Annotated in this window: 16 protein-coding genes; 5 read left to right on the top strand and 11 right to left on the bottom strand. The window is 45.4% G+C overall.

From position 1 onward, the window contains the following. Positions 1-2,593: translocation/assembly module TamB domain-containing protein (locus IGQ44_05375; GenBank protein HIK37404.1), on the top strand; the 2,593-nt coding region annotated here is incomplete at its 5' end. A gap of 409 nt (positions 2,594-3,002) precedes the next feature. On the opposite strand, the gene ppc is transcribed toward IGQ44_05375, so the two are convergent. Next, entirely contained in the window at positions 3,003-6,008 is a 3,006-nt protein-coding gene (gene ppc, locus IGQ44_05370; protein ID HIK37403.1) for a phosphoenolpyruvate carboxylase, read from the bottom strand. A 147-nt stretch (positions 6,009-6,155) separates the two neighbouring features. On the opposite strand from ppc, the gene rpsN reads away from it, so the two are divergent. Further along, positions 6,156-6,458: a 30S ribosomal protein S14 gene (rpsN, locus tag IGQ44_05365; protein ID HIK37402.1), complete on the top strand. Its 303-nt coding sequence runs from the start codon at positions 6,156-6,158 to the stop codon at positions 6,456-6,458. A gap of 81 nt (positions 6,459-6,539) precedes the next feature. On the opposite strand, the gene ald is transcribed toward rpsN, so the two are convergent. The 6 genes from ald to IGQ44_05335 form a co-directional block, all read right to left on the bottom strand. Further along, the gene (gene ald, locus IGQ44_05360) at positions 6,540-7,628 is read right to left on the bottom strand and encodes an alanine dehydrogenase (GenBank protein ID HIK37401.1); all 1,089 of its coding nucleotides are present in this window, start codon (positions 7,626-7,628) and stop codon (positions 6,540-6,542) included. A 91-nt stretch (positions 7,629-7,719) separates the two neighbouring features. Then, entirely contained in the window at positions 7,720-9,135 is a 1,416-nt protein-coding gene (locus tag IGQ44_05355; GenBank protein HIK37400.1) for a calcium-binding protein, read from the bottom strand. A 178-nt stretch (positions 9,136-9,313) separates the two neighbouring features. Further along, entirely contained in the window at positions 9,314-10,363 is a 1,050-nt protein-coding gene (locus IGQ44_05350; protein HIK37399.1) for a calcium-binding protein, read from the bottom strand. After that, positions 10,332-10,505: a hypothetical protein gene (locus IGQ44_05345; protein ID HIK37398.1), complete on the bottom strand. Its 174-nt coding sequence runs from the start codon at positions 10,503-10,505 to the stop codon at positions 10,332-10,334. The genes IGQ44_05350 and IGQ44_05345 overlap by 32 nt, the downstream gene beginning before the upstream one ends. A gap of 124 nt (positions 10,506-10,629) precedes the next feature. After that, the gene (locus IGQ44_05340; protein HIK37397.1) at positions 10,630-11,457 is read right to left on the bottom strand and encodes a hypothetical protein; all 828 of its coding nucleotides are present in this window, start codon (positions 11,455-11,457) and stop codon (positions 10,630-10,632) included. Positions 11,458-11,568: 111 nt separating this feature from the next. Next, complete coding sequence (locus IGQ44_05335; protein ID HIK37396.1) at positions 11,569-13,608, bottom strand: HAMP domain-containing protein; 2,040 nt, start codon at positions 13,606-13,608, stop codon at positions 11,569-11,571. 129 nt (positions 13,609-13,737) lie between these two features. Here IGQ44_05335 and IGQ44_05330 point away from each other — a divergent pair, with 129 nt between their 5' ends. The 3 genes from IGQ44_05330 to IGQ44_05320 are packed head-to-tail and all read left to right on the top strand — an operon-like array spanning position 13,738 to position 18,704. Next, positions 13,738-14,988: a bifunctional folylpolyglutamate synthase/dihydrofolate synthase gene (locus IGQ44_05330; GenBank protein HIK37395.1), complete on the top strand. Its 1,251-nt coding sequence runs from the start codon at positions 13,738-13,740 to the stop codon at positions 14,986-14,988. A 42-nt stretch (positions 14,989-15,030) separates the two neighbouring features. Next, a complete protein-coding gene (gene clpB / locus IGQ44_05325) occupies positions 15,031-17,649 on the top strand; it encodes an ATP-dependent chaperone ClpB (GenBank protein HIK37394.1) in 2,619 nt (872 codons plus the stop codon). Further along, on the top strand, positions 17,646-18,704 hold the full coding sequence (locus tag IGQ44_05320; GenBank protein HIK37393.1) for a phospho-N-acetylmuramoyl-pentapeptide-transferase: 1,059 nt from the start codon (positions 17,646-17,648) through the stop codon (positions 18,702-18,704). The genes clpB and IGQ44_05320 overlap by 4 nt, the downstream gene beginning before the upstream one ends. 126 nt (positions 18,705-18,830) lie before the next feature. Here IGQ44_05320 and IGQ44_05315 read toward each other — a convergent pair whose 3' ends face one another. From IGQ44_05315 to IGQ44_05300, 4 genes are all read right to left on the bottom strand, one after another. Beyond that, the gene (locus IGQ44_05315; protein HIK37392.1) at positions 18,831-19,979 is read right to left on the bottom strand and encodes a glycosyltransferase; all 1,149 of its coding nucleotides are present in this window, start codon (positions 19,977-19,979) and stop codon (positions 18,831-18,833) included. Positions 19,980-20,078: 99 nt separating this feature from the next. After that, positions 20,079-21,305 (bottom strand): glycosyltransferase family 4 protein, encoded by a 1,227-nt coding sequence (locus IGQ44_05310; protein ID HIK37391.1) that lies wholly within the window; start codon positions 21,303-21,305, stop codon positions 20,079-20,081. A gap of 247 nt (positions 21,306-21,552) precedes the next feature. Beyond that, entirely contained in the window at positions 21,553-22,545 is a 993-nt protein-coding gene (locus IGQ44_05305) for a pentapeptide repeat-containing protein (protein HIK37390.1), read from the bottom strand. Between the two features lie 16 nt (positions 22,546-22,561). Then, complete coding sequence (locus tag IGQ44_05300; protein HIK37389.1) at positions 22,562-23,677, bottom strand: hypothetical protein; 1,116 nt, start codon at positions 23,675-23,677, stop codon at positions 22,562-22,564. Positions 23,678-23,747 lie beyond the last annotated feature (70 nt).

Below are 23,747 nucleotides of genomic sequence, written 5' to 3'. Positions count from 1 at the left end.
CCCTAACCCTGATAACCAGTCGGCATTGGCTTCTTCTTTCTTCAAGATTATTCTTACCCCTGAAAATCAGCAATTGTTGGTGTCTTATTATAAAAATAAGACTACCCCTCAAAATCCATTGGCGGCAGGTTTATCTACTTATGGTAGTAGTAATGGTAATAGTAATGGCAATGGTAATAGTAGCCAAACCACCAACAATCAGGCAGCAACCATATCTTCTCTTTTTCTCCCCCCCTACAACTCATCAATAAAATCCTCCCTCTCCTCAGGCAAAACTATTTTTTCACCAGCTAGTCAGTCTATATTATCCCGGGGTAAACAACTTTCATTTCTCAATAACAACCCAACTGGATTGTCATTAAGTCAGTCGTCTATAACTACTGTCACCAAACCTCCAGACAAAACCCTGACTGTTTGTTTGCTTCCCTTCTTAAATTCCACCACTTCTTGCAATAAACCAAAGGCAACTATATCCTCCCCCAGCCAGTTACCCCACACTATAACTGCCATCTCTGGTGTTAATCCCCCTTTGTTTGAAATTAACACTGATAACCAATCGCTTTTTAAAACCTTCGAAAGAATTACTCAAACGAAAAAACTCTTGGAGACAAGGAGGAAGAAATATAGTCAAAATAATTTCCCTCCCCTACAACAGTTGGAGGGGAAATTGGGTGGTGTGGTAAATTTAGACTTATCAAGAAAGGGGTTGGTAGCAAAGTTTGATTTTTCAACCAGTCAGTGGCAGTGGGGTAAATATAGTGGTGATTCCATTAGAGTTGCTGGAAGTTATAGGAATGGACTGTTGACTTTATTGCCTGTTACCATTAACAGTCATGGTGGCATTATATCCCTCACTGGCACAATAGGGGAGGAAAATATTTCCGCCTCCCTTGTGTTGTCAGATGTCTCCCTTTCCCAGTGGCAAGACTTGTTAGCCTCTACCAATGTGAGGGTGGATGGGTTATTGAATGCCAATGTGGTAGTCAGTGGCAGTAGAAAGAATCCATTGGCAAGGGGGAGTGTAGAAGTTTCTAATTTCCGGATTAATGGCAATGAAATGGATAAGACTAATGCCACCTTCTTTCTGAAAAATTCCCGACTGGATTTTTCCGCCAGTAGTAATTTGACTACCCCCAGCGAGTCTTTACGGATTTTTGGTGGTTTTCCTTTCCAACTTTTTCCCCAGTCGGTTAAACCGGAAACTGATGCCTTCTTCATGGATTTGGCTTTGAATAGGGATGGTTTTAATCTTCTCAATGTTATTACCAACAATCAACTCAACTGGCTTGCCGGCGACGGGAAAGTTACAGTCAAAATCCACGGAAATTATAATCAAACGAGGAATGAAATCACTTTTCTGGTGGCAGAGGGAATTGCCACGGTGGAAAATGGCATTGTCGGCGGGAGTTGGCTTGCCAATAGTGTCATTGACAATATCCATGGTAAAATCCTCTTCGATTTAAACCGGTTAACCATTCCCCTGTTTACTGCCAGTTTTAATGGAAGTAAGATTGCCGTTAACGGTAGTCTTCCTTTTGTTTCCCCTTCTGACGCTAATAATTCCCTTCTGGTTGCCGTTGGGGATGTGAATGTAAATCTAAACCATCTCTATTCCGGTAATGCTAATGCCCTGGTTAACATTCATGGTAGTCTTCTTTTTCCTAAAATAGGTGGACAAATCAATCTTGCCAAAGGAATAATATGGGTGGGGGATGATTCTTCTAAAGTGTGGCAAAACCGTGGCAATAATAGACTTTTCAATAGGGTTAAGTTGGAAAACCTGTTTCTAACTCTTGGGGAGGGGATAAGTGTAGTCAAACCTCCACTGATTGACTTGAAAGTGGCGGGAAATATTGTCTTAAATGGAGAATTTGGCAATCTAAAACCCGAGGGAGTAGTCAGACTTACTGGTGGCAGTGTCAATCTGTTTACCAGTCGACTATCTTTAGCTAAAGACTACAACCACATAGCCAAATTTACTCCAGAAAACGGCTTCAACCCCTATGTAGATTTACTCTTGGAAGGAAGGATTTTTGAAAGTAGCCGTCACCAGTTTCTCGACAAATCCAACCCCCAGGAAATCGACGACTCCCCCTATTTCTATATCGACACCGGGGAATTTGTCCGTATCCGCGCCCATCTCAATGGTTGGCTTAATAATAACAGGGACATCCCCCTCTACTTTAGCAGCAGTCCTCGAAGGAGTCAAGGGGAAATTCTCGCTTTACTGGGAGGTGGCTTTTTTGGCAATCCCTCCCCCACTGATACTAGTCTAAGTATAGCTGGTTTGGCCAGCACTGCCCTTTTTACTGGCATTCACGGTGAAATCCAAAACTCTACTGGCTTTGACAGTCTCAGATTTTTTCCTACTCGTATTTCTTCCTCCGATAACCGTACTTCGCTCGGTCTGGGCGCTGAATTAGCCTTTGATTTTACTGATTCCCTCTCTTTCTCTGCCATTAGGATTCTCACCTCTCCCCTCCCCACCAGGTATAATCTCCGCTATCGCCTCTCCCCCATTTTTTCCCTTCGCACCTCTTCCGACTTCCAACGCCACTTCCTTCTTCTCCTCGAAGCTTCTTCTCGTTTCTAATTCCCTTCCTCCCCTTTACATTTTTTCTTTACATCCCTTAATTTTTCCCCCCATTTTTTTCCTTTTGTGTTAGCATGGGTACATGGACGGGAGGTAGGGAGACTCCCAGGGGCTAACCTGGGCACTTTTTTATTGCAAAATATTTTCCATAAATCTCGAAAACTGCAGCAGTGACCAGAGAAAAACCGGGTGCTTTGAATTGAAAATAGCTCTAAAATTATTCTCCTCTACTATATACCGACGCTAATGATAATTTTTACTACTATTTTTGGAAGCAGGGCAAGTGTCTTAGCAGTCCTTAGCCCGAAAGGGAGAGGCCGCGCCTGCCGTGGAAGTATGGGCGCCCATGGTAGAGGGTATAATAGAATTATAGCAAAGGGGCAGGGGGAGTGTCAAGGGGGGAGGGGAATTAACCGGTGTTGCGCATGCCAGCGGCGATACCGTTGATGGTCAAAAGGGCGCCACGCAGGAGTTCCTCTTTGCTGTAGCGGAAGTGGATAAGGCCGGCTTTGTCTTGACGGGAGAATTGTCGCAAACGTTTGATGAGGCTAGCTTGTAGGAATCCGAGAGGGACAATGGTGGTAGAGCGGAGCTGAACTGAACGTTGTAGGTCGGGGTTGTTGTCTAAGAGTCGGGATTGTTGATTGATTTGGAGGACTATTTGGCAGGTGAGGTGGTATTCAGCGGCGATTTGTTCAAATACCTTGAAGAAGCGGGGTTTATCTTCGGGTTTGGCCAGTTTTTCGATGTAGTGTTGTGCCATGTGTAAGTCCACCTTGGAAAGAGTCATTTCAACCTTGGAGATGACCATCTTGAAGAAGGGCCATTTGAGGTAGAAATAACGTAGGAGTTTGAGGTTTTCGTCTGGTTGTTGACAGAGGAATTGGTAAAGGGCACTTCCTACCCCATACCAGGCTGGCAGGAGGAAACGACTTTGTGTCCAACTGAATACCCAGGGGATGGCGCGAAGGGTGGAGATATCTCGTTTGCCACCACTACGTCTGGCGGGGCGTGAACTAATTTGTAATTGGCTGATTTCTTCTATGGGGGTGACGGAGAGGAAGAAGTCTAAAAAGTCGGGGTGTTCGTATATTAGACGTCTGTATACCTGTCGGGAGGTGCTGGCTATCTCCTCCATTATGTCATTCCATGGCTCTATGTCGTCGAAGCCACTGCCTAACAAACTGGCCTGTATTACTGCTGTACTGATAGTTTCTAGGTTGTATAGGGCTAGTTCGGGGAGGGAGTATTTGGAGGCCAGGACTTCCCCTTGTTCGGTGATTTTGATTTTGCTGTTGACAGTGGCGTTGGGTTGTGCTAGAATGGCGGCGTAGGCTGGACCACCGCCTCTTCCAACAGAGCCGCCGCGGCCGTGGAAAATTTTGATGTCTATGCCGAACTCTTTGCCGAGACGGGCTAGGTTTTTCTGGGCTTTATGGATTTCCCAGTTGCTGCTTAAAAAGCCTGAGTCTTTGTTGCTGTCGGAATAGCCTAACATTATCTCCTGGAGGTTGGAGGGGGTGAGGGGGGGGAGGTGAAGATGGGATTGGGATTTGTCTATTTGATGATAACCTCCGGCTAAACAGGCGCGGTAGAGGGGGAGGGAGAACAATTGTCTCATCACTTCGGGGGCCCTTTTTAGGTCCTCTACTGTCTCAAAGAGGGGTACTATTCTTATACTGGTTGCCCCTAAAATGGGATCATAAAGTCCTGCTTCTTTGGCCAGTAGTAGTACTTCCAATACGTCACTTACATAGTTGGTCATGCTTATAATATAGGTGTGGCACATTTCTATGCCAAATTCGTCTTGTATTGCTTTTAGAACCCTGAAGGTTTCAAGAGTCTCCTTGGTGTTGTCGGAGAAGGAGACTTCTGGGGGGACGAGGGGGCGACGGGTTTTTAGTTCTTGTACTAACCATGTAACCTTTTCGTCTTCGGACAATTCTAGATAGGGTTTGTCTAAAAGGCCTAGGTATTGGATAATTTCATTTAGGGCTTCGGCGTGGCGATTGGAGTCTTGGCGGAAGTCGAGGGGGGTTAGGTGGAAGCCGAAGATTTCTGCCTGACAGATTAGGTTTTCTAGTTGTCTACAGTTTAATCCTATGGTTTCTAGGTTGTGTTTTATTAGGTATAGGTCTTCTAGGAATTCTTTGGCATTACTGTAGAGGCTGTTGTCTTTTTGGATACAGGCGAGGGATTTTCTGGCTTGGGGGTTGGATAGGGCTTGGTTTCTGGTTTTGGTGTTTATGAGTTTTTCTCGGATGTAGGCTATTTTGAGACGGTAGGGCTCTTGTCGATAGCGTACATAGTATTTATCATATATGTGGGGCATAAATATCCTATCCCTTTCGAGGGAGTCTAGCAATTCTGGTGAGACGTTACTCCAGTGGAGAGATAGGCTTAATACGTCTCCTAGTTTGTTTACTGATTCTATGTATTTGTCTAAAACTAGGTTGCGTTGGTAACAGGCGGTTTGCCAGGATACCTCTGCGGTGACGTAGGGGTTGCCGTCTCTGTCGCCACCTACCCAGGAGCCGAAGTAGCAGAATTTATAGTGGGGGGGTTTTAGGGTGGGGAAGGTAGACTTTAGGGCTTGTTGTAGACGTCTGTGGAGTTCTGGGATACAATCGAACAGTACCTCTTGGAAGTAGTGGAGGGTGTAGTCTACTTCGTCTAATACGGTGGGTTTGAATTGATGTAGTTCGTCAGTGTACCACCAGAGGCGTATTTCTTCTAATAGGGCTTGACGACAGTTTTCTGCTTCCCAGGAGTTGGTCAATCCCATGGCACGACAGGATTCTTCTGCCCTGTCTAGGTTTTCTAGGATGTAGGATATGCGTCTTTGTTTTTTCCGGATGGTATGACGTACTATTTCTGTAGGGTGAGCGGTGAATACTAAACAGATGTCTAACTCGTCTAATACTTTTTGGATTTTCTTAGGAGGCACATTCATGCTTTTCAGGTAGGGGAATAGCCAATGAAACATGCCCCCACTGTTTAAATCGTCTTGGGGTTGGAATTCACTTCCTCTTTTTGTCAGTCCTTCTAGTTGTGCTTCTGTTGTGGTGCTTCGTATGTACCTCTGAGTGCGTTGTTCGTAGTGTTGTTCTACAATGTTAATCAATTGGAAGTACAGGGCAAAAGCACGGGCGGCCTTTATAGCGTCATTTAAGTCTAGTTTTTCTATCCATTGGCTGACGGGGATTCCCTCGGTGGCGTTTGTATTACTTTGTCCTTCTTGTGAACAGGCGGATTTTAGTTTTTCTAGTAGTGTTACAAATTCTCTTCCACATTCTTTTGTCAATACTGATTCCCACAGACTTTCTACCAGTTTTAGTCGCTGTCTTAGTAGCAATTCTGAGCTAAGATAGGTGCTAAATTCTTCTTCTTGATAGTTGCTAATTATAGTGGTCATATAGTCTCTCATTTTTTTTTGCTATCTATAGTTCTAATATTGATTAAACCATAAATTCCCGGGCTAGCACTCAAATGCTGACAGTCTTAGCCGGTTTAGGTTATGATATATCTTATGTCCTTTGTAGGGAGTAAGAGAGTAACGTAGATGGCGAAAAAATCAGTTATTGCCAGGGAAGCTAAACGAGCTAAACTAGTAGCCAAGTATGCTGCCAAGAGGGCTGAACTAAAGGAGAAAATACGTAATGCTACAGACCCAGCGGAGAAGTTCGCACTCCATAGGCAGTTACAGAGGTTACCTAGAAACAGTGCTCCTACTCGTTTGCGCAACCGTTGTTGGGTGACGGGGCGTCCGAGGGCCTATTATAGGGATTTTGGCCTTTCCCGTCACGTTTTGAGGGAATGGGCGCACCAGGGGTTATTGCCGGGGGTTGTGAAGTCTAGTTGGTAGTGGCCCTTACCTAGGATTATAGGCTTTTAGGGGTGGGGTTTGTTCTAGTGGGGGGTGGGGGGTATGTTTTAGGGTTAAGTTTCAAAAGTCTGCTAAATCTGGGAATACCTGTTGTAGGGCGGGGTGTACTAGACGGTGGTATTGTATATTCAACCCTTGTGCCAGACTAGGATCTTGTTTTAGGGCTCCTATTCCTTGATTAGCTAGTTTCAGGATGTAGGGGAGGGTGCTATTGTTTAGTGCTATTGTAGCAGTCCGCGGCACGGCTCCAGGGAGGTTAGGGATACCCAGGTGGATGATGCCTTCTTCCACATAGCTAGGGTTACTATGGCTGGTGGGGCGGATGGTTTCCACACAGCCACCTTGGTCCACTGCCACATCCAGTATAACAGAACCGGGGGACATTTGTTGTACCAAGGAGCGGGGCACTAATACAGGGGCTTTTCTTCCGGCAATCAACACGGCACCTATAAGTAAATCTGCTTGGGGCACCACCCGGCTGATATTTTCCCAGTTGCTGTACAATAGTTCTACTCTGGAGCCAAAGATAGTTTCCAGATAGGCCAGTCTATCCAGGTTAATATCCAAGACAGTTACCCTTGCCCCCATCCCCACTGCCATTTTAGCTGCCTCGGTGCCTACTATGCCACCTCCTAGGATTACCACATAGCCGGGGGAGACCCCAGGGATTCCACCTAAAAGAATTCCCTTACCCCCTTGTTGTTTTTCGAGATATCTGACGCCCATTTGGACAGCCAGTCTTCCGGCGATGAGACTCATGGGGGTTAAAAGGGGCAGACGGCCATCAGCGAGTTGTACTGTCTCGTAGGCTACAGCGGTGACACCGGATTTGAGGAGGAATTCTGTTAAATGGCGATTGGCTGCTAGATGGAGGTAGGTAAAGAGGATTTGGCCCGAGTGGATATACTGATATTCTTCTGGGAGGGGCTCTTTTACCTTTACAATTAACTCCTGACTCCAGGCTTGGAGGGCATCTACAATCTGACACCCCACTGCTTCGTAGTCTTGATTGGTAAAACCGGCGCCTATGCCGGCGTCTTTTTCTATAAACACCCGATGACCCTGTTCTATGAGGATTTTAGCACTGGCGGGGGTTAACCCCACCCTCCCTTCCTGGGCCTTTATCTCCCTGGGCACCCCTATGTTCATCTTCCCCTTTATGTTTAGTTTTGTTAAGGCTTATTATACAATAAAAAACCCCCACTAAGGGGGGCAAATCTATGTTACAACGCTAGAACAATTATGAAATGAGCTCGAACCAGCTTGTGACATTATCTACAGTACTTGGCGCTTGTAGGTAAAAGTTGCCACCTGTAGAGAGGAAATCAGCGATTTTGACGGGGCCAGCTGACCCAATCCCATCCGGGTCAAACCACAGGGCAGTGATGGTTTCGTTATTTTCGAGCTGATTACTAGTACTACCAGTACTATCCACATAAATCAGGAAGAAGGTGGGGTCAGGGGATTTGGCGTTAGCACTACTGGGGGTGGATCCATTAAAGGCAACTATGTCGACTAAACTGTCTGATGATTCAGTAGCAGCGTTTTGATTGAAAAACTCAAAACCAGTATAGCTGGTGGCAATACTAAACCCGGATTTTAAGATTTGGATTTTGTCAGTATCAACAGAAGTAAAATCGGCTATTATGTCAACACCTTCGTTGGGGCTGTTGAAGACGAATATGTCGGCACCACCATCGCCTACTAGGGTGTCTGCCAAAGCCCCACCGATGAGGGTGTCGTTGCCAGCATCGCCAATTAGGGAGTCGTTGCCATCCTCTCCTACAAGGGAGTCATTTTCAGTACCGCCTACTAGGGTGTCATTGCCCAGCCCACCGATGAGGGTGTCGTTGCCAGCATCGCCAATTAGGGAGTCGTTGCCACTGCCACCTATTAGCGAGTCGTTGCCAAAATTCCCCGATAGAGTGTCATTGCCGGCACCACCTTCGAGGGTTTCATCGCTGCTGACGCCAGTGATGGTGTCATTAAAATCTGTGCCGATGACGTACTCAAAACCTCCAAAGCCGGCACCTAGGTTAATATTGGCTGCTGATGTAGAGGGGGAGGCGGAGAGGGTGTCCACTCCAATGCCGCCTTGTACAAGGACAGGGTTGTCATTGGGATCATAAAATACGTAGTCATTGCCATCACCACCGTCGATGGAGTCGCTGCCAAGGCCGCCGGTGATGGTGTCGTTGCCTGCCCCACCAAGGAGGGTGTCATCGCCCTCACCACCGAAGAGCACATCATTGTCATCCCCTCCTTCGATGCCATCGTTGCCAAGGCCGCCTTTGATGGTGTCGTTGCCAATACCTCCTAAAATGGTATCGTTGCCTAGCTGGCCACTAAGACTGTCATTGCCACTTCCCCCCTGTATGCTATCATTGTTTAAACCCCCTGCGATGGTGTCGTTCCCCTCATCCCCAAGAAGACTGTCATTTCCTACTCCGCCCCTGATGCTGTCGTCGCCAGTCTCACCATAAATAAGATCGTCCCCTCCAGCACCACTGATATTGTCACTGCCCGCACCGCCATAGACGGTGTCATTGCCGTCCTGGGCTTCAACCAGGTCATTACCCGGGGCGGCAAAAATCAAATCTGCATCACCAGTCCCAATAAGGTAATCATCGTTTGGGGTTCCGGCTATTAGTGCCATGTTACCTCCTTATTTTTCGATACTTCTGGCCTTTACTCACTGGCATTCATTTTAACAGGGAGTAGCTTTTAAGCCAATGGCTACCCCCTGTTTAACTATAGCTCGGATTTTTTTTTTTCATGCATAAAATTTGAGGATTTTTCTCCCAAACCGCCCTCACCTGGCCATAGGCTCACTACTACAATAGGACAAAGTCGGTGGCCTTCAGGGTGGGGGAGTAAGGAAGAAAGGCGAGGGTGTAAGTGGTGCCTGTGTTATCTGTATAGTACAAGGTTCGGTTAAAATAGCCGAACTGGCCATTGCCAGGGTTATTGGTTTGGACAAGGATAATAGTTTCTATATTGTCAAAGCCGGGGGAGTAGATGGAAATTTTGTCTCCCTGCTTTGAGTTAAAGTCCAAGGTATCAACTCCCTGATTGGGGGAGTAGAATTGGAATTGGTCAGCACCACTGCCTCCATACAGGGTGTCGCTGCCACCGCCACCATTGAGGTTGTCATCGCCATCTTCTCCCAACAACAGGTCATTGCCACCGCCGCCTGTCAGGTAGTCGTTGCCATAGCCTCCTAGGAGGAGGTCATCATCGCCCCCACCACGGAGGGTGTCGTCTCCTTCCTCGCCTCTCAATAGGTCATTGCCTGTGCCCCCCAGTATTTGGTCATTGCCGTAGCCCCCCGTCAAAAAGTCGGCTTCACTACCCCCCTTTAGAGTATCGTCGTTCCAACCTCCTTCTATATAGTCTTGGCCACCACCACCGCTGATGAGGTCATTGCCGTCGCCACCGGTTAATAGGTCATTGCCATTACTGCCAGAAAGGGTGTCATTGCCACTGCCTCCGTCCAGAAAATCATTGTCCTCACCCCCGTCCAAAGAGTCATTGCCACTGCCACCAGAGAGGGTGTCATTGCCATCACTCCCACTTATGGTATCATGGTCCCAATCCCCAACAAGAGAGTCATTGCCTATGTTGCCTTCTAGCCAGTCATTGCCGTCGTCTCCAATTATGGTATCATTGCCACCTCCCCCATACATGTAATCGTCGCCATACCAGTCGTAGAGGTAGTCATCTCCTGTACCCCCATATATGGTGTCATTGCCCCAGCCGGCATTTATGGAATCGTTCCCCGTGTTGCCTTCTAGCCAGTCATTGCCGTCGTCCCCATAGACATAGTCATTGCCTGCACTGCCAAGTATAGAGTCATTGCCCCCCCCAGCCGTCGATGGTATCATTCCCGGGACCTCCATCTATGGTATCATTGCCTCCATAGCCGTCAATGCTATCATCACCGACTCCCGGCACACCAGACACTCCCCCGCTGACAAGGGAAGGAGTAATAAAATCATCAGCCTGTGTACCCGTTACCCGAGCCATAAGCCCTCTGCCTCCAAACGCTCCCACCTTCATTGTAGCGGGGTTCTCATCCTCAGCTACTTCTTGTTACAATCCTGTTACTCTTTAAGCAGTGCCGGCGAGGGGGTTAAAAAATCACAAAGGGCTAAAAGAGTACAAAGTCAGAGGCGATGAGGTCAACGCTGTTGGCAAGGGCCGCCAGGAGATGAGTTGTTCCTCCAGAGGGGGTATAGTACAATAGAGTTACAGGTATTTCACCAATTGACTCATGGTAAAAATACTGTAAAGTATAGCCGAACTGGCCTGGGTTGGGGGTTTCGGAGTAGACAAGAGAGAGGGTGGTTATACCGTCAAAACCGGTGGAAGAGATAGCAATTTTATCCCCTTGTTCCCGGTTGAAGTCCATGATAATGTCAAGGCCATGGGTGGGGGAGTAGAAGTAGAAATAGTCAGCACCATCACCGCCTTCCAGGTAGTCTTCCCCACCGCCACCATTGAGGTCATCATCCCCATCGTCACCCACTAGGTAATCTATGCCGCTGCCTCCGGCTAACAAATCGTCTCCTCCACCACCATAGAGGACATCATTGCCGCCGCCCCCCCGGAGGGTGTCGTTACCGTCGCCCCCTCCTAGCCAGTCTTCTCCTGTTCCACCCCACAGTTCGTCACTGCCCTCGTCGCCGAAGAGGACATCGTCACCAGTGCCCCCTTTTTGGATGTCATCTCCTCCCCCTCCTTCCATCCAGTCATTACCTACCCCACCACTGAGGGAGTCATTCCCTTGGCCACCATCCATTATGTCATTCCCGGCGTAGCCCAATAGGGTGTCGTTGCCACCGCCTCCTTCCATGTAGTCATTGCCGTCGTATCCGTGAATCTCGTCCGCCACTACTCCCGGCAACCCCACTACTCCAAGACTAGTGTAGTCAGGGGCAATCCAGTCATCGCCCCCTGTGCCATACACCAAGGCCATAATTGTTTCCTCCTCAGCCGTCTTGCCCGTGGACTACTGGTATACGTGGTTATAGTTCTATTTTTTATCCTTTATGCTTCATCTTGCCATGGATATTTCTTATGGTTTACGTTATTTTCCATAGGATTCACTTAGTTGTACCCCTTGATGGGTTTGAGGATTATATACTTCCAAGTCGAACCAGAAGGTGGTACCAACCCCCACCTCGCTGATAACATGAACCTGGGAGTGGTGTTTTTCGATGATATTCTTGACAATGGACAGGCCTAAGCCAGTGCCCTTGAGGGTATGAACACGGTTTTCTACCCGGAAGAAGCGATCGAAAATGGCCTCTTGATCTTCCGGGGCGATGCCTATACCCGTATCGCTGACTTCTATTCTGACGTGGGTAACTTTATCAGGATTGTCTTTATCCCCATGGTGGTTATAAGCCCTTACTACCACTTTACCTCCCTCCGGGGTGAATTTGAGGGCATTGTCTACCAAATTGCTAAAAACCTGTAATAATAGATCATAATGGCCCCATACCGTGGGCAATTCCCCCTCTACCTCCTGAGTCAGTTCAATATTCTTCTGTCTGGCATTGAGTTGGTAGGTGCGGAGGGTTTGTTCAATAAGTTGGGCCACATCTGTTGGGGAAAATTGATAGTGGCGGTTGGATTCTAAACGGGACAAGTCTAACACATCGTTAACTAGTCTAGTAAGACGGTCAGTTTCACTGTTAGCAGTCTGTAAGAATTCCATCTTCTCGCTTTCTGTCAATTCATCCCCATACTCGCAGAGGGTTTCGATAAAAGACTTGATGTTAAACAGGGGTGTCCGTAACTCGTGGGATACATTGCTGATAAACCTACTCTTGGCTTCATTCAACTCTGCTTCCTTAGTGATATCCTGTACTGTGATGACAATTCCCTTGAGACTTCCCCTATTTTGATCTAAAACCTCATTGAGGAGAATACGGAAGGTGTGACAGTGGGGTTTAGGAAGACTTACAGTAAACTCCCCAGTGGCGGGAGATAGTTGGGGGGTTTTGTCATCTTTTTGTGTCTGAATGTGCTTCCCTTTAGCAATATCTTCTAGGGGTTGTCGTAGTTGCTTGGCTACCTCTGGGGGTAAAAAGTCTAAAACATTTTCCCCAATAAGACTCCGATTGTCATCCCAGCCAAACATTTTCCTAGCAGTGGGATTGACTAGTACTAATTTTAGCTGGGGATCTAGTAGAATAGCACCATCGGCAATAGTAGATACTAGGGTTTCCAGTTTTGCCTTCTCTGCCGTTAACTCTTCTATATTTTGTTCTTCGTATTTCTCTAGTCTTTCAGCCATGTGATTGAAACTTAAAATTAATTCCCCCAACTCGCCACCAAGAGGAAGATTGATTCTCTGTTTAAAGTTACCAGCAGCAATATTTTTAACCCCCGTCAACAACTCCTTGATGGGTTTAGTGATAGTAAGGGCATTGAATACCCCCCCCAGTATTACCATAGCCCAAATGGATACAAACACAGCAATGGTCACATCCCTGGTAAGATTAGAAGAGGCGACAATGGTGGGATTGGGATTAATGCCAACTGCTAAAACTCCTAGATATTTGTTGTCCTCCTGGGAGATAATAGGCACAAAGACATCTGTAACTCTGCCATTGGGGGTGAAATGCTGTCTTACGGCTGGGGTGGCCACAGAGGGATTATAATCTTCTGGTAATTCTAGTTTCCGTTGGAGGGTAAGGGAATTTTGTACTTCCGGTTGCCAGAAGGGAATACCAAATACAATCTCCCCATCTTGATTACTATAAATGACATAACGCAGACTAGAAGTACTATTAAAAAACCTACTAGACAATTGTGCCGCTTCTGTAACATCCCCTTTGGCTATCAATGGCGATATATTGCTTGCCAACAACAACCCCAAGTCTCGCCCAAAACGGGTATCATTCATCTGGGCATCCTGTTGAATAGTGTTGACTGCCCAAAAAGTAATCCCACTCATGAAAATAGAAACTACCAGGGTGGCTATCGCCATTAACTTGGTTTGTAGGGTGAAGTCTGACCACCAACGGGCGATAATTTCTTTTATCAACTGCAATGGTGTTGCCTTCCTCTCCTCTTGTGTTTGTCTTGCCCTTTCATTATCTTTGGTTTCACATACCATACCCATTCTTCTTAATTTTTCTTATACTGGCCTATACCCAATAGTTGTGATGACTGGCTTATAGTCACATTACCTACTAATTATGTTAATATCTACCAGGAATCCTGCCAATTGCTACCATCGCCTTCTATGTCTTCCCCAATAGATGAAATTTTGTCACCCTTCCGCACTTTTGGCGTAAATCTGGGCTTAGAAAGAATAAAATTATTGCTAGAAAAACTTGGCAATCCTCAGGAAAAAGTCCCCATAATCCATGTAGCAGGTTCAAACGGAAAAGGTTCAGTTTGCGCCTATTTGTCTTCAATTTTTACTTATTGCGGCTACAAAACAGGCCGTTACACTTCACCACATTTGGTAAATTGGACAGAAAGAATTTGCATAAACGAAAGGCAAATAGAGGAAAAAAAATTAGAGGAAATACTGGAAGAAATAATAGGCATAGTAGATAGAAATAGTGAAAAATGTCCAACTCTGTTTGAAATAATAACAGCAGCAGCCTGGTATTATTTTGCCTCCGAGTCAGTAGATATAGCCATAATGGAAGTGGGGTTGGGAGGAAGACTAGATGCCACTAACGTCTGCAACAGCCCCCTGGTAAGTATAATCACATCTATCAGTAGGGAACATTGGCAAGTACTAGGGGACAGTATAGCCCAAATAGCAGCAGAAAAAGCAGGAATCATCAAGAAAAACTGTCCAGTATTGGCAGCCAGTAGTATCCCCCCAGAAGGGAAGGAAGTAATAACAGGAAAAGCAAAAGAACTACAAGCCCCCCTGTGGTGGATACAACCAGCAGTAAGAAAAGACGACCACCATGCAGTATATGATAACATAGTCTACAAGCTCCCCCTAGCAGGAGACTGCCAACTACAAAACTCCGCTCTGGCTATAGCCGCCTGTAAACTATTAAAACAAGACTACCCCCAACTGGTCCCAGAAACCATAGCAAGGGGCATAGAAAAAACCCAATGGCCCGGTAGAATCCAATGGTTGCTATGGCAGAATACAAAAATCCTTGTGGATGGAGCCCATAACGTAGAATCTGCTAAAATCCTCCGACAATATGTGAATAGTCTCCACAAAGAGATACTTTGGATAATAGGCATGTTGGACACAAAAGATCATGCCGGCATATTCCAAGAATTACTAAGGCCCCATGAGCAATTGTACCTCGTACCAGTGCCGGATCATGCCAGCGCCCACCCAGAAAGTCTAGCTACCCTGGCTAAACAAATACAACCTCAGTTAAAACAGATAAAAACCTACCCCGACTTGTTTACGGCCCTGGACGCCATTATACCCCATTGTCAGCCCACCACACAGCAAATTGTAGTCTGTGGCTCTCTATACCTCATAGGATATCTTCTCAAGGGATGTTAAAAAATATTAAAATTGGAGGAGATAGGGAAAAATGGGTCTAAGATGCAACCAACCGATCCAAACAAGTTTACAGAAATCGCATGGGATGCTATAGTCCGGTCACAGGAGATTTGTAAGGAGTTAAAGAATCAAAATCTGGAAGTAGAACACCTTATACTGGCACTGATAGCAGAAAATACCATAGCTAAAGACATCTTCACCCAGGCTGGTATAGATATAGGCAGACTACAAAAACAACTACAAAACTTTGCCCTCCGTCAGCCCCGTATGTACGCAGTAGAACAGTTGTACTTGGGGCGGAGTCTGGATTTAATGTTAGACAGGGCAGAAAATTGTAGAATCAGTTGGCAAGATGAGTACATAGGCGTATCTCACCTGTTAGTAGCCTTCGCCGAGGATCAACGAATTGGTAAAAAAACTTTACGTAGTTTTAATCTAGAACCCCAGGAGTTTGAAAAAATTGTAAGAGAATTTAAAGCAAAAATAGAACAACAAGAAAGCCAAACTCAAGAAACAGAAGAAACAACCGCCGGAGAAGGGCATCTGGCTAAGTACGGACGCAACTTGACAGAGGAGGCCCGTGCTGGTAAACTGGACCCAGTAATAGGCCGCGATGAGGAAATCCGGAGGGTTATTCAAGTACTGTCCCGTAGAACAAAGAATAACCCAGTACTGATAGGAGATCCAGGAGTAGGTAAAACGGCAATAGCAGAAGGATTAGCCCAAAGAATAGTAAAGGGGGATGTGCCAGAATCGTTAAAAGAGCGTCAGTTGGTGTCCCTGGACATGGGGAGTCTCATCGCCGGCGCTAAATATAGGGGACAATTTGAAGAAAGACTGAGGAATGTCCTAAAGGAAGTAATAGAATCCGACGGCCAAATTATCTTGTTTATCGATGAACTACATACTGTAGTGGGCGCAGGGAGCAAGGAAGGAGGCGCCATGGATGCCAGTAACCTTCTTAAACCCATGTTAGCCCGTGGCGAGTTGCGTTGCATTGGCGCCACTACTCTAGATGAGTATCGCAAATACATCGAAAAGGATCCAGCCTTAGAAAGACGTTTCCAACCCGTATATGTAAAACAACCCAGCGTAGAAGACACTATCTCCATTCTAAGGGGCTTGAAAGAACGTTATGAACTACACCACGGCGTCAAAATCACCGACAGTGCCCTAGTGGCAGCCGCTACCCTCTCCCACCGCTATATTACAGGCCGTTTTCTCCCAGACAAAGCCATCGACTTGGTAGACGAAGCGGCGGCTAAACTCAAAATGCAAATTACCTCTAAACCGGTGGAATTAGAAGCCCTTGAACGCAAAATTATGCAGTTAGAAATGGAAAAATTGTCTCTGTCTGGAGAGGGGAAAAAAGATAAAACTACAGAGGAAAATCTGGAACGTTTAAACCAAGAAATGGCTAAACTAAAGGAAAAACAACGAGAATTGTCGGCTCGTTGGCAAACGGAAAAGGAATTACTAGAAGAAATAAAGGCCTTAAAAGAAGAAGAGGAACAGTTAAGATTACTAGTAGAAAAAGCAGAAAGAGATTATGACCTAAATACCGCAGCCCAAATAAAATACGGCAAACTGGAAAGTCTACAAAAACAGATTAAAGAAAAGGAAGACAAGCTGCTGGCAATCCAATCCCAAGGAAATGCCCTCCTCCGAGAAGAGGTTACCGAAGCAGATATAGCAGAAATAGTGGCTGGATGGACAGGCATACCAGTAAATAGACTACTGGAAAGCGAAAGACAAAAACTCCTACAACTAGAATCCCATCTCCATGAAAGGGTAATTGGACAGAAAGAGGCAGTATCCATTGTAGCAGCTGCTATTCGCAGAGCAAGGGCCGGAATGAAAGATCCTAACCGCCCCATCGGCTCATTTTTATTCCTAGGGCCAACCGGAGTGGGGAAAACCGAACTTGCCCGCGCCCTAGCCTCCCTCCTCTTCGACTCTGAAGAGGCTATGGTAAGAATAGATATGTCAGAATACATGGAAAAACATGCAGTATCCCGTCTAATAGGCGCACCACCAGGATACGTGGGGTATGAAGAGGGAGGGCAACTAACAGAAGCTATCCGTCGTAGACCGTATTCGGTTGTACTACTGGACGAGGTGGAAAAGGCCCATAGAGATGTGTTTAATATCCTACTACAAGTGTTAGACGACGGGCGCATCACCGACAGTCAGGGGCGTCTGGTGGACTTCCGCAATACCATCATAGTGATGACATCCAATATCGGCAGCGAATATATCCTCCATAATCATCCCCAAGACTATGATACCATGAGGGAAAAGGTCCTTACCTCCCTCCGCAAACACTTCCGCCCTGAATTCCTTAACCGCATTGATGATATAATCATCTTCCATAGTCTCACTAAAGACCAATTGAAACAAATAGTATCCCTACAGCTGAAAAAACTACAAGCCCTACTGGCAGAACAACGACTCAGTATAGAATTGACAGAAGAGGCAAAAGACTTCCTCACAGAGGTAGGATACGATCCAGTATATGGGGCCCGCCCTTTAAAACGAGCTATCCAACGAGAATTAGAAAACCCCCTAGCCACCAAAATTTTAGAACAAACCTTCACCCCAGGGGATACTATCGTGGTAAAACTAGACAAAGACCATCTGGTATTTGAGAAAAAAACATGACCATCAGCCGTATCTACTTCAACCCCTCCGGCAGACTCCTGTTATTCCTGTTAACTGTTATCCTCGGGGTGATTAGCCTGTTTACCCTCACAATGGCCCAAACCCTGGTATTCTGGATTACCGCCACCGCCAGTGCTCTCCTGGGTGCTATAATAGTCCCCATCCTTAGGGAAATAAAGGCTTCCCAGATAATACAGGAGGATGGACCCCAAAGTCACCTAAAAAAGGCTGGCACACCTACCATGGGGGGTGTTTTTTTTATACCACCAGCCTTGTTAATAGGAGTAATAGCAGGAGGCTTCACCCCCACAGTCATAGCTGTAGCCTTGGTAATCCTCGCCTACGCTTTCATCGGTTGGCTTGACGACTGGCAGATTTTACGAAAAAAAACCAACCTGGGATTAACCCCCTCCCAGAAACTCCTCCTACAAACCTCTTTTGCCATTCTCTTTTGCCTATGGCTTTTTCTTTTCCCACCCCGAGACAACATTACTACCATCAGTCTCCCATTCAACATAGTACTACCCCTAAATTTCCTGTTTTGGTTTCTGGCAGTATTCGTCATAGTAGCCGAAAGCAACGCCACTAACCTTACAGACGGAGTTGACGGGTTAGCGGGAGGTACTTGTGCCATCGCCTTTTTGGGGTTAGGAATTATCATAGGAAAGGACTACCCAGATTTGCTGGCCCTCTGTCTGGCTGTCAGTGGTGGCTGTTTGGGATTTCTTGTCCACAACCGCCATAGAGCAAATGTATTCATGGGTGATACAGGCTCTTTAGCCCTAGGGGCTGGTTTAGCCGCAGTAGGTATTCTTACTGGTCAGCTTTGGAGTCTTTTTGTAATCAGCCTGCTTTTCTTTATTGAGTCCCTATCAGTAATAGCACAGGTTACATACTATAAAGCTACAAAAGGACCAGATGGCAAGGGGAAGAGACTATTAAAAATGGCTCCACTTCACCATCATTTGGAATTAAGTGGTTGGACAGAAACACAAATTGTGGGCCTTTTTTACATGGTAAACACCCTATTAATTCTTGTTAGCATCCCTCATTGATACCGATTAATTGTTGTTTTATTGTTTAATATCCCATCCCTCATACTAACATGCACCACATTGCATTCCCCAATTAGTCTTTGGAACTATTATTTATTCCCGGAATTGTTATCACTTATCCTGCCATCAGTATTCGGTATCCCCGGTGTCTGTGGTACGCCAATTTAGTTTTAAATTTAGCCAGTAATTCCAAATAGTTACCAAAATAATGGCCATCAAGTTGGCCAAATATCTATTCCACTTAAACCAGTTAAAAAAGACATTCAAAAACAACACATTCAAAATCAAACCAGCTAAACAGATAGAATTAAACTTGAGAAAACGCCTAATCTTCTTTCTTATACCAGGTTGTTTCCTGGCAACATCCCCAAAAGTCCAAGCATCATTCCAGAGGAAATTATTAACAATAGCCAACTGGGCTGCTAGAATTTTACTACGAGTCAGAGGCAAAGCTAACGTGGTAGGATCACTGAGGAGAAACAGAAAGAACATATCTACAAAAACGCCAGTAAAACCTACAAAAGCAAAACGGAAAAACCGACTTTCTTGCCATAAACAAAAACGCAAACGGACTAAATGTCTGATATAATCAATATACTCCCTAAAGGTCACTTTACTTTCACCCTCTTGTCTTTCCTGAAAAACATAACCCACCTCCCCAATCCAACGAATCCTCCCCCGCGCCAAAACTTCCACTAGAATCTTGTATCCTAGAGGATTTAAAGTCTTCCCCTGCAAACAACGGCGACGGATTAAAAAATAACCACTTAGGGGATCTGAAACGCGGCTTGCTACTTCCGGAAGTATAATTAAGGCTAGAATTTGGGCACTACGGGAGAGAAAGCGTCGTGTTACACTCCAGTCACTGACTCCCCCACCCTCTACATGACGACTGGCAACGGCTAAGTCAGCACCTTTTTCTATTTCCTGCCACAATAGCAGTAGAGTCTGAGGGGGGTGTTGTAAATCAGCATCAATCACCCCCAATATCTCCCCCCTTGCCTCCTGCCACCCCCTCACCACCGCTGTAGACAATCCTTTCTCCCCCCGACGCCGAATAACCCTCACAGGGGGATGATTAACGGCTAAATCCTGGGCAATTTTCCAGGTAAAATCCGGACTATCATCATCCACTATAATCAACTCATACTTGTCTGACAGAATACTCCCCAATAATTCACACAGTTGCGGGATTAAACGGGGTATATTCTCACTCTCATTATAAGTGGGGATAACCAAGGACAGAATAATCTCCTCACCACCATTGCAATTCATGCCATTTTTCCCAACAGGTAACTGAAAAATACTCTAGCAGCTGTGGGCCTTCTTTTATACACATCCCCCTGTTACCTAATCCCTTGTATCCCCTGTAGCCTAATCCTCATCCCCCCCTAAATAGTGGCAAAACAGAGACAGTAGTTTCCTGGCTTCCCTGTTGGCAGAGTGATTTTGGATAACTCTTTCTCTCCCCTTCCTACCCATCTGTTGTAAAACCTCAACCGGAGTGTTTAAGGCTTTTATTAGGGTTTCCGTTAAGGCATCTATGTCTCCGGGAGTCACCAACCAACCGGATTCCCCGTCTACCACCAATTCAGGAATGCCAGCCACATAGGTGGTAATAACAGGAATACCTAAAGCCAATGACTCCATAATCGCCACTGGCAAGCCTTCAGCAAAACTAGGCATTACCATCAACTTGGCTTGACTTATTTCCCTTTTCACACCATCGCTACTTAGCCAGCCGGTGATTCTTATCTGACTGTCTACCCCTAGGCTTTTGGCTAACTCCATTATAGTCTGTCTTAACTCCCCGTCTCCTACTAGAGTAAGCTGACAGTCAATCCCTTTGTCTTTTAACCGTCTAATAGCCTCCACTAACAATAATTGTCCCTTTTGCGGGCAAAGTCTGCCTACACACACCAGACGATTTTCCTTTTGAATTTCTCCCCTTTTTTGATGGTCTGCCTCCAAGAAGAAGTTGTCTAAACCACAGTGGATAACATGAATTTTCCCCCATTGAGAATAATCACACCAACGATAAAGTTGACTTCTACCATAACTGCTAATAGCAACTACAAAAGTAGCCCTTTTAATCTTTTCTGCCAGGGAAATAGCCTTAGGTTTGTCAAACTCCTCCGGGCCATGAACAGTAAAACTGTAGGTCACATCTGATACAATACTGGTGAGCATCGCCACGGCAGTGGAATTGGTGCCAAAATGGGCGTGTATATGTTTAATCTCCTCCCCCCGTAGCCAAGAAGCTAATACACAAGCCTCTGCTAGATAAGCCAAGTGACGCAAAACCCCACGCTCGGAATGGTAGCCTATTTTCAGAGCAACTACAAGGGCAGAAAAGAATCTTCTGGGAGAGACAACCAACCATTTCAAAGAGTGAAATAGTAACCCTACTATCCCCACCCCCAATATGAATTTCGTTTTCTGCCATTCGTCTATGTCTGTCTTATCTTGTAACTCAGAAAAAAGGGAGCGCACCGAAAAACGTTTAATAGTCACCCCCAGCGACTCCAACGCCAAGATTTCCCTCCGGATAAAACTATGACTCACCTTGGGATACTGGTTTATCAAATAGGCAATTTTCATCACCAAATGCACTTAAATTCCTGTTACCATTTTAGAGAAAAACTCCAGCATTTAAGGATTAGGGCATAAGACACTTCCCCCCTCAACTATTTGGACATATTCTAATAGCAAAACAGTAAATTAACTGGCTCGATATTAGCCCAAAATACTTCCCTAATTCTGACTATAAAACTGCAAATCCACCTACAGTATATAGAATAGAACCAATCCCCCTAAAAAGCAAAATGGAGAAAACAGTAAGCAACTCTCAGTGAAAAATCTGCCCATCCGGCATAATAGCCTTCTCAAAAATAGCCCCAGCAGTGTTAGCACTACTCAAATCAGCACCGATAAGATTGGCACTGGTTAAATCAGCAGAAGAAAGATTAGTGCGGGCAAAAAACACCTCCATTAAAGAAGCATTACGAAGAATAGCACCATAAAGATTAGCACGAGTTAAATCACTGCGGTTGAGACGGGCAAACGTCAGATTAGCCTGGATAAGATTGGCACGGGTTAATTTTACATCAGAAAGGGTGGCATTTTCTAGATTGGCCATGGTACAATCGCTGTCAACGAGGATGGCACGATCTAGTTTGGCATTGGCTAGATTAGCACTCACTAGTCTAGCACCTGCCAATTGTACCTCTGTAAGTAATGCCCCCTTCAGATTAGCACCAGTCAAGTCGGCATTGGTTAAATCAGCACCACGCAGGTTGGCTTCTGCTAAATTAGCACCTATCAGACTAGCATTCTTTAAATCTACCCCCTGCATGTCAATATTCCTCAAATCGGCTTTATCTAGATTAGCACCCCTCAGATTAGTGGCATTAGCCCGTTTCTCCCTCCTCATATTAGCACCCCTTAAACAGGCCCCTTTCAGGTTGGCATTTCCCAGATTGGCATAACGTAAGTCGGCTTCTATGAGGTTGGCATCCAACAGATTTGCCAGGGTTAGATTTGCCCCTCTTAAGTCAGCTTTTTGTAGTATGGCGCCATGCAAGTCAGCCCGGTGTAAATTAGCCTCCACCAAGATAGCCTGATAAAGATTAGCACCAGTGAGGATAGCCTCCTCTAGATTAGTCTGGCTTAAATCACTACGGTTAAGATAAGCAAAGGTGAAATTAGCCTTTTGTAAATTGCCACCGGCAAGGATTATACCAATTAAATCCGCCCCGGACAAGTCTATCCCCGCCAGAAACGCACCCTTAAAATTCCTCTCTCCCGTGTTGTAGATTTCTAGAATTTGATTTACTTCCATTCTCTATGCTGAAACCCTATTTCTTACAAAAACGTCTAAAACTCTCCACGAGGGTATTAACAGTTTGGATATTATCTTCCGCGTTTAAACCCTCTATCTGAAAATTAGCAGTTTGTGACAAATGTCTTTCTATTCCCGTCACATCTTTACCATACTGTTGGAACAATTTCAATAATAAATCATCTAGACTACAAGTCCGAACTACAGACCAGTGTTGCTCCATGGGCTCAATCTGATATATAGTATAGAACAGGATGATCTTGGCTCTTAGGGGGTTGGTATATTGCATAATCTCCTGTTTAAGGTCGAAAAGACTATCTAGCCTTAACCAGGGTAGAATTTGCCCCTCCGGTACCGCTCCTTGTACTACTTCTGTCCCTACATTGTCCCCCTTTTCTTCTGTGCTATCTTGTGTTTCTCCCTGCTCTACGGATTTAGACTGTTTTTGTGCCCGAATAAGCATAGTTTCTTCGTCTTTCTCTCCCTGACTGTCTTCAGAAGCCGCTACGTCATGTTTGTACAGATATGCCAATTCCCCCATGATAGTATCTGCGATGAAGGAGTAAAAATTCTGACGGTTGATACTGGCAACGATTTTGTCTAGAGTTTTACGCAGTCTTTTAGCTGTGGGGTATAATTGATACAACTCTGTCAGCAACTCCTTTAACTCATACATGTCAATCACATTACTGTCATTTTCCCAGTATTGCTTGCAGGCAGCAAATATTAGTTTTTTGATCCTCGCTGCTTCTGGGTGGGCTTCGATATTTTCTGCAATTCTTTCCAGCAACCCTGGTTCTAATTCGTTCGCATTACTATTAGAAATGGGCTCGACATTCTCGTACAATTTTGACATCCTCTTGTACAAATATTGGGCTATTTTTACATAAACTGCCTTCCTATTGAGAGTATTCACGGCTTGATAGAGGAGAGCCTTTAAATCATCCAGTGTGGGATTTCCCTGATATAAACTCATCAATAAATCCTCAAAAGAATAACTATCTACAATAGAAAAATCCGGCTCCCAGTATCTTTGACTTACATAAAATACCAGCTTTTTTGCCCTTTTTGCCTCTGTTGAACGTCTCAAATCCTCGGCAATACTGGCAATTATTTCAGAATTGGTGGCCATACAAGAGGACATTCCTATTGGACTCCTGGAAGAATTATATCCCATATCCCATCGGCGAGTATAGTTGTAT

The sequence above is a fragment of the Geminocystis sp. M7585_C2015_104 genome (assembly GCA_015295805.1).
Classification (GTDB): Bacteria; Cyanobacteriota; Cyanobacteriia; order Cyanobacteriales; family Cyanobacteriaceae; genus DVEF01.
Note: the sequence above shows the minus strand (reverse complement) of the source record. Positions and strands in the feature narration are given on the sequence as shown.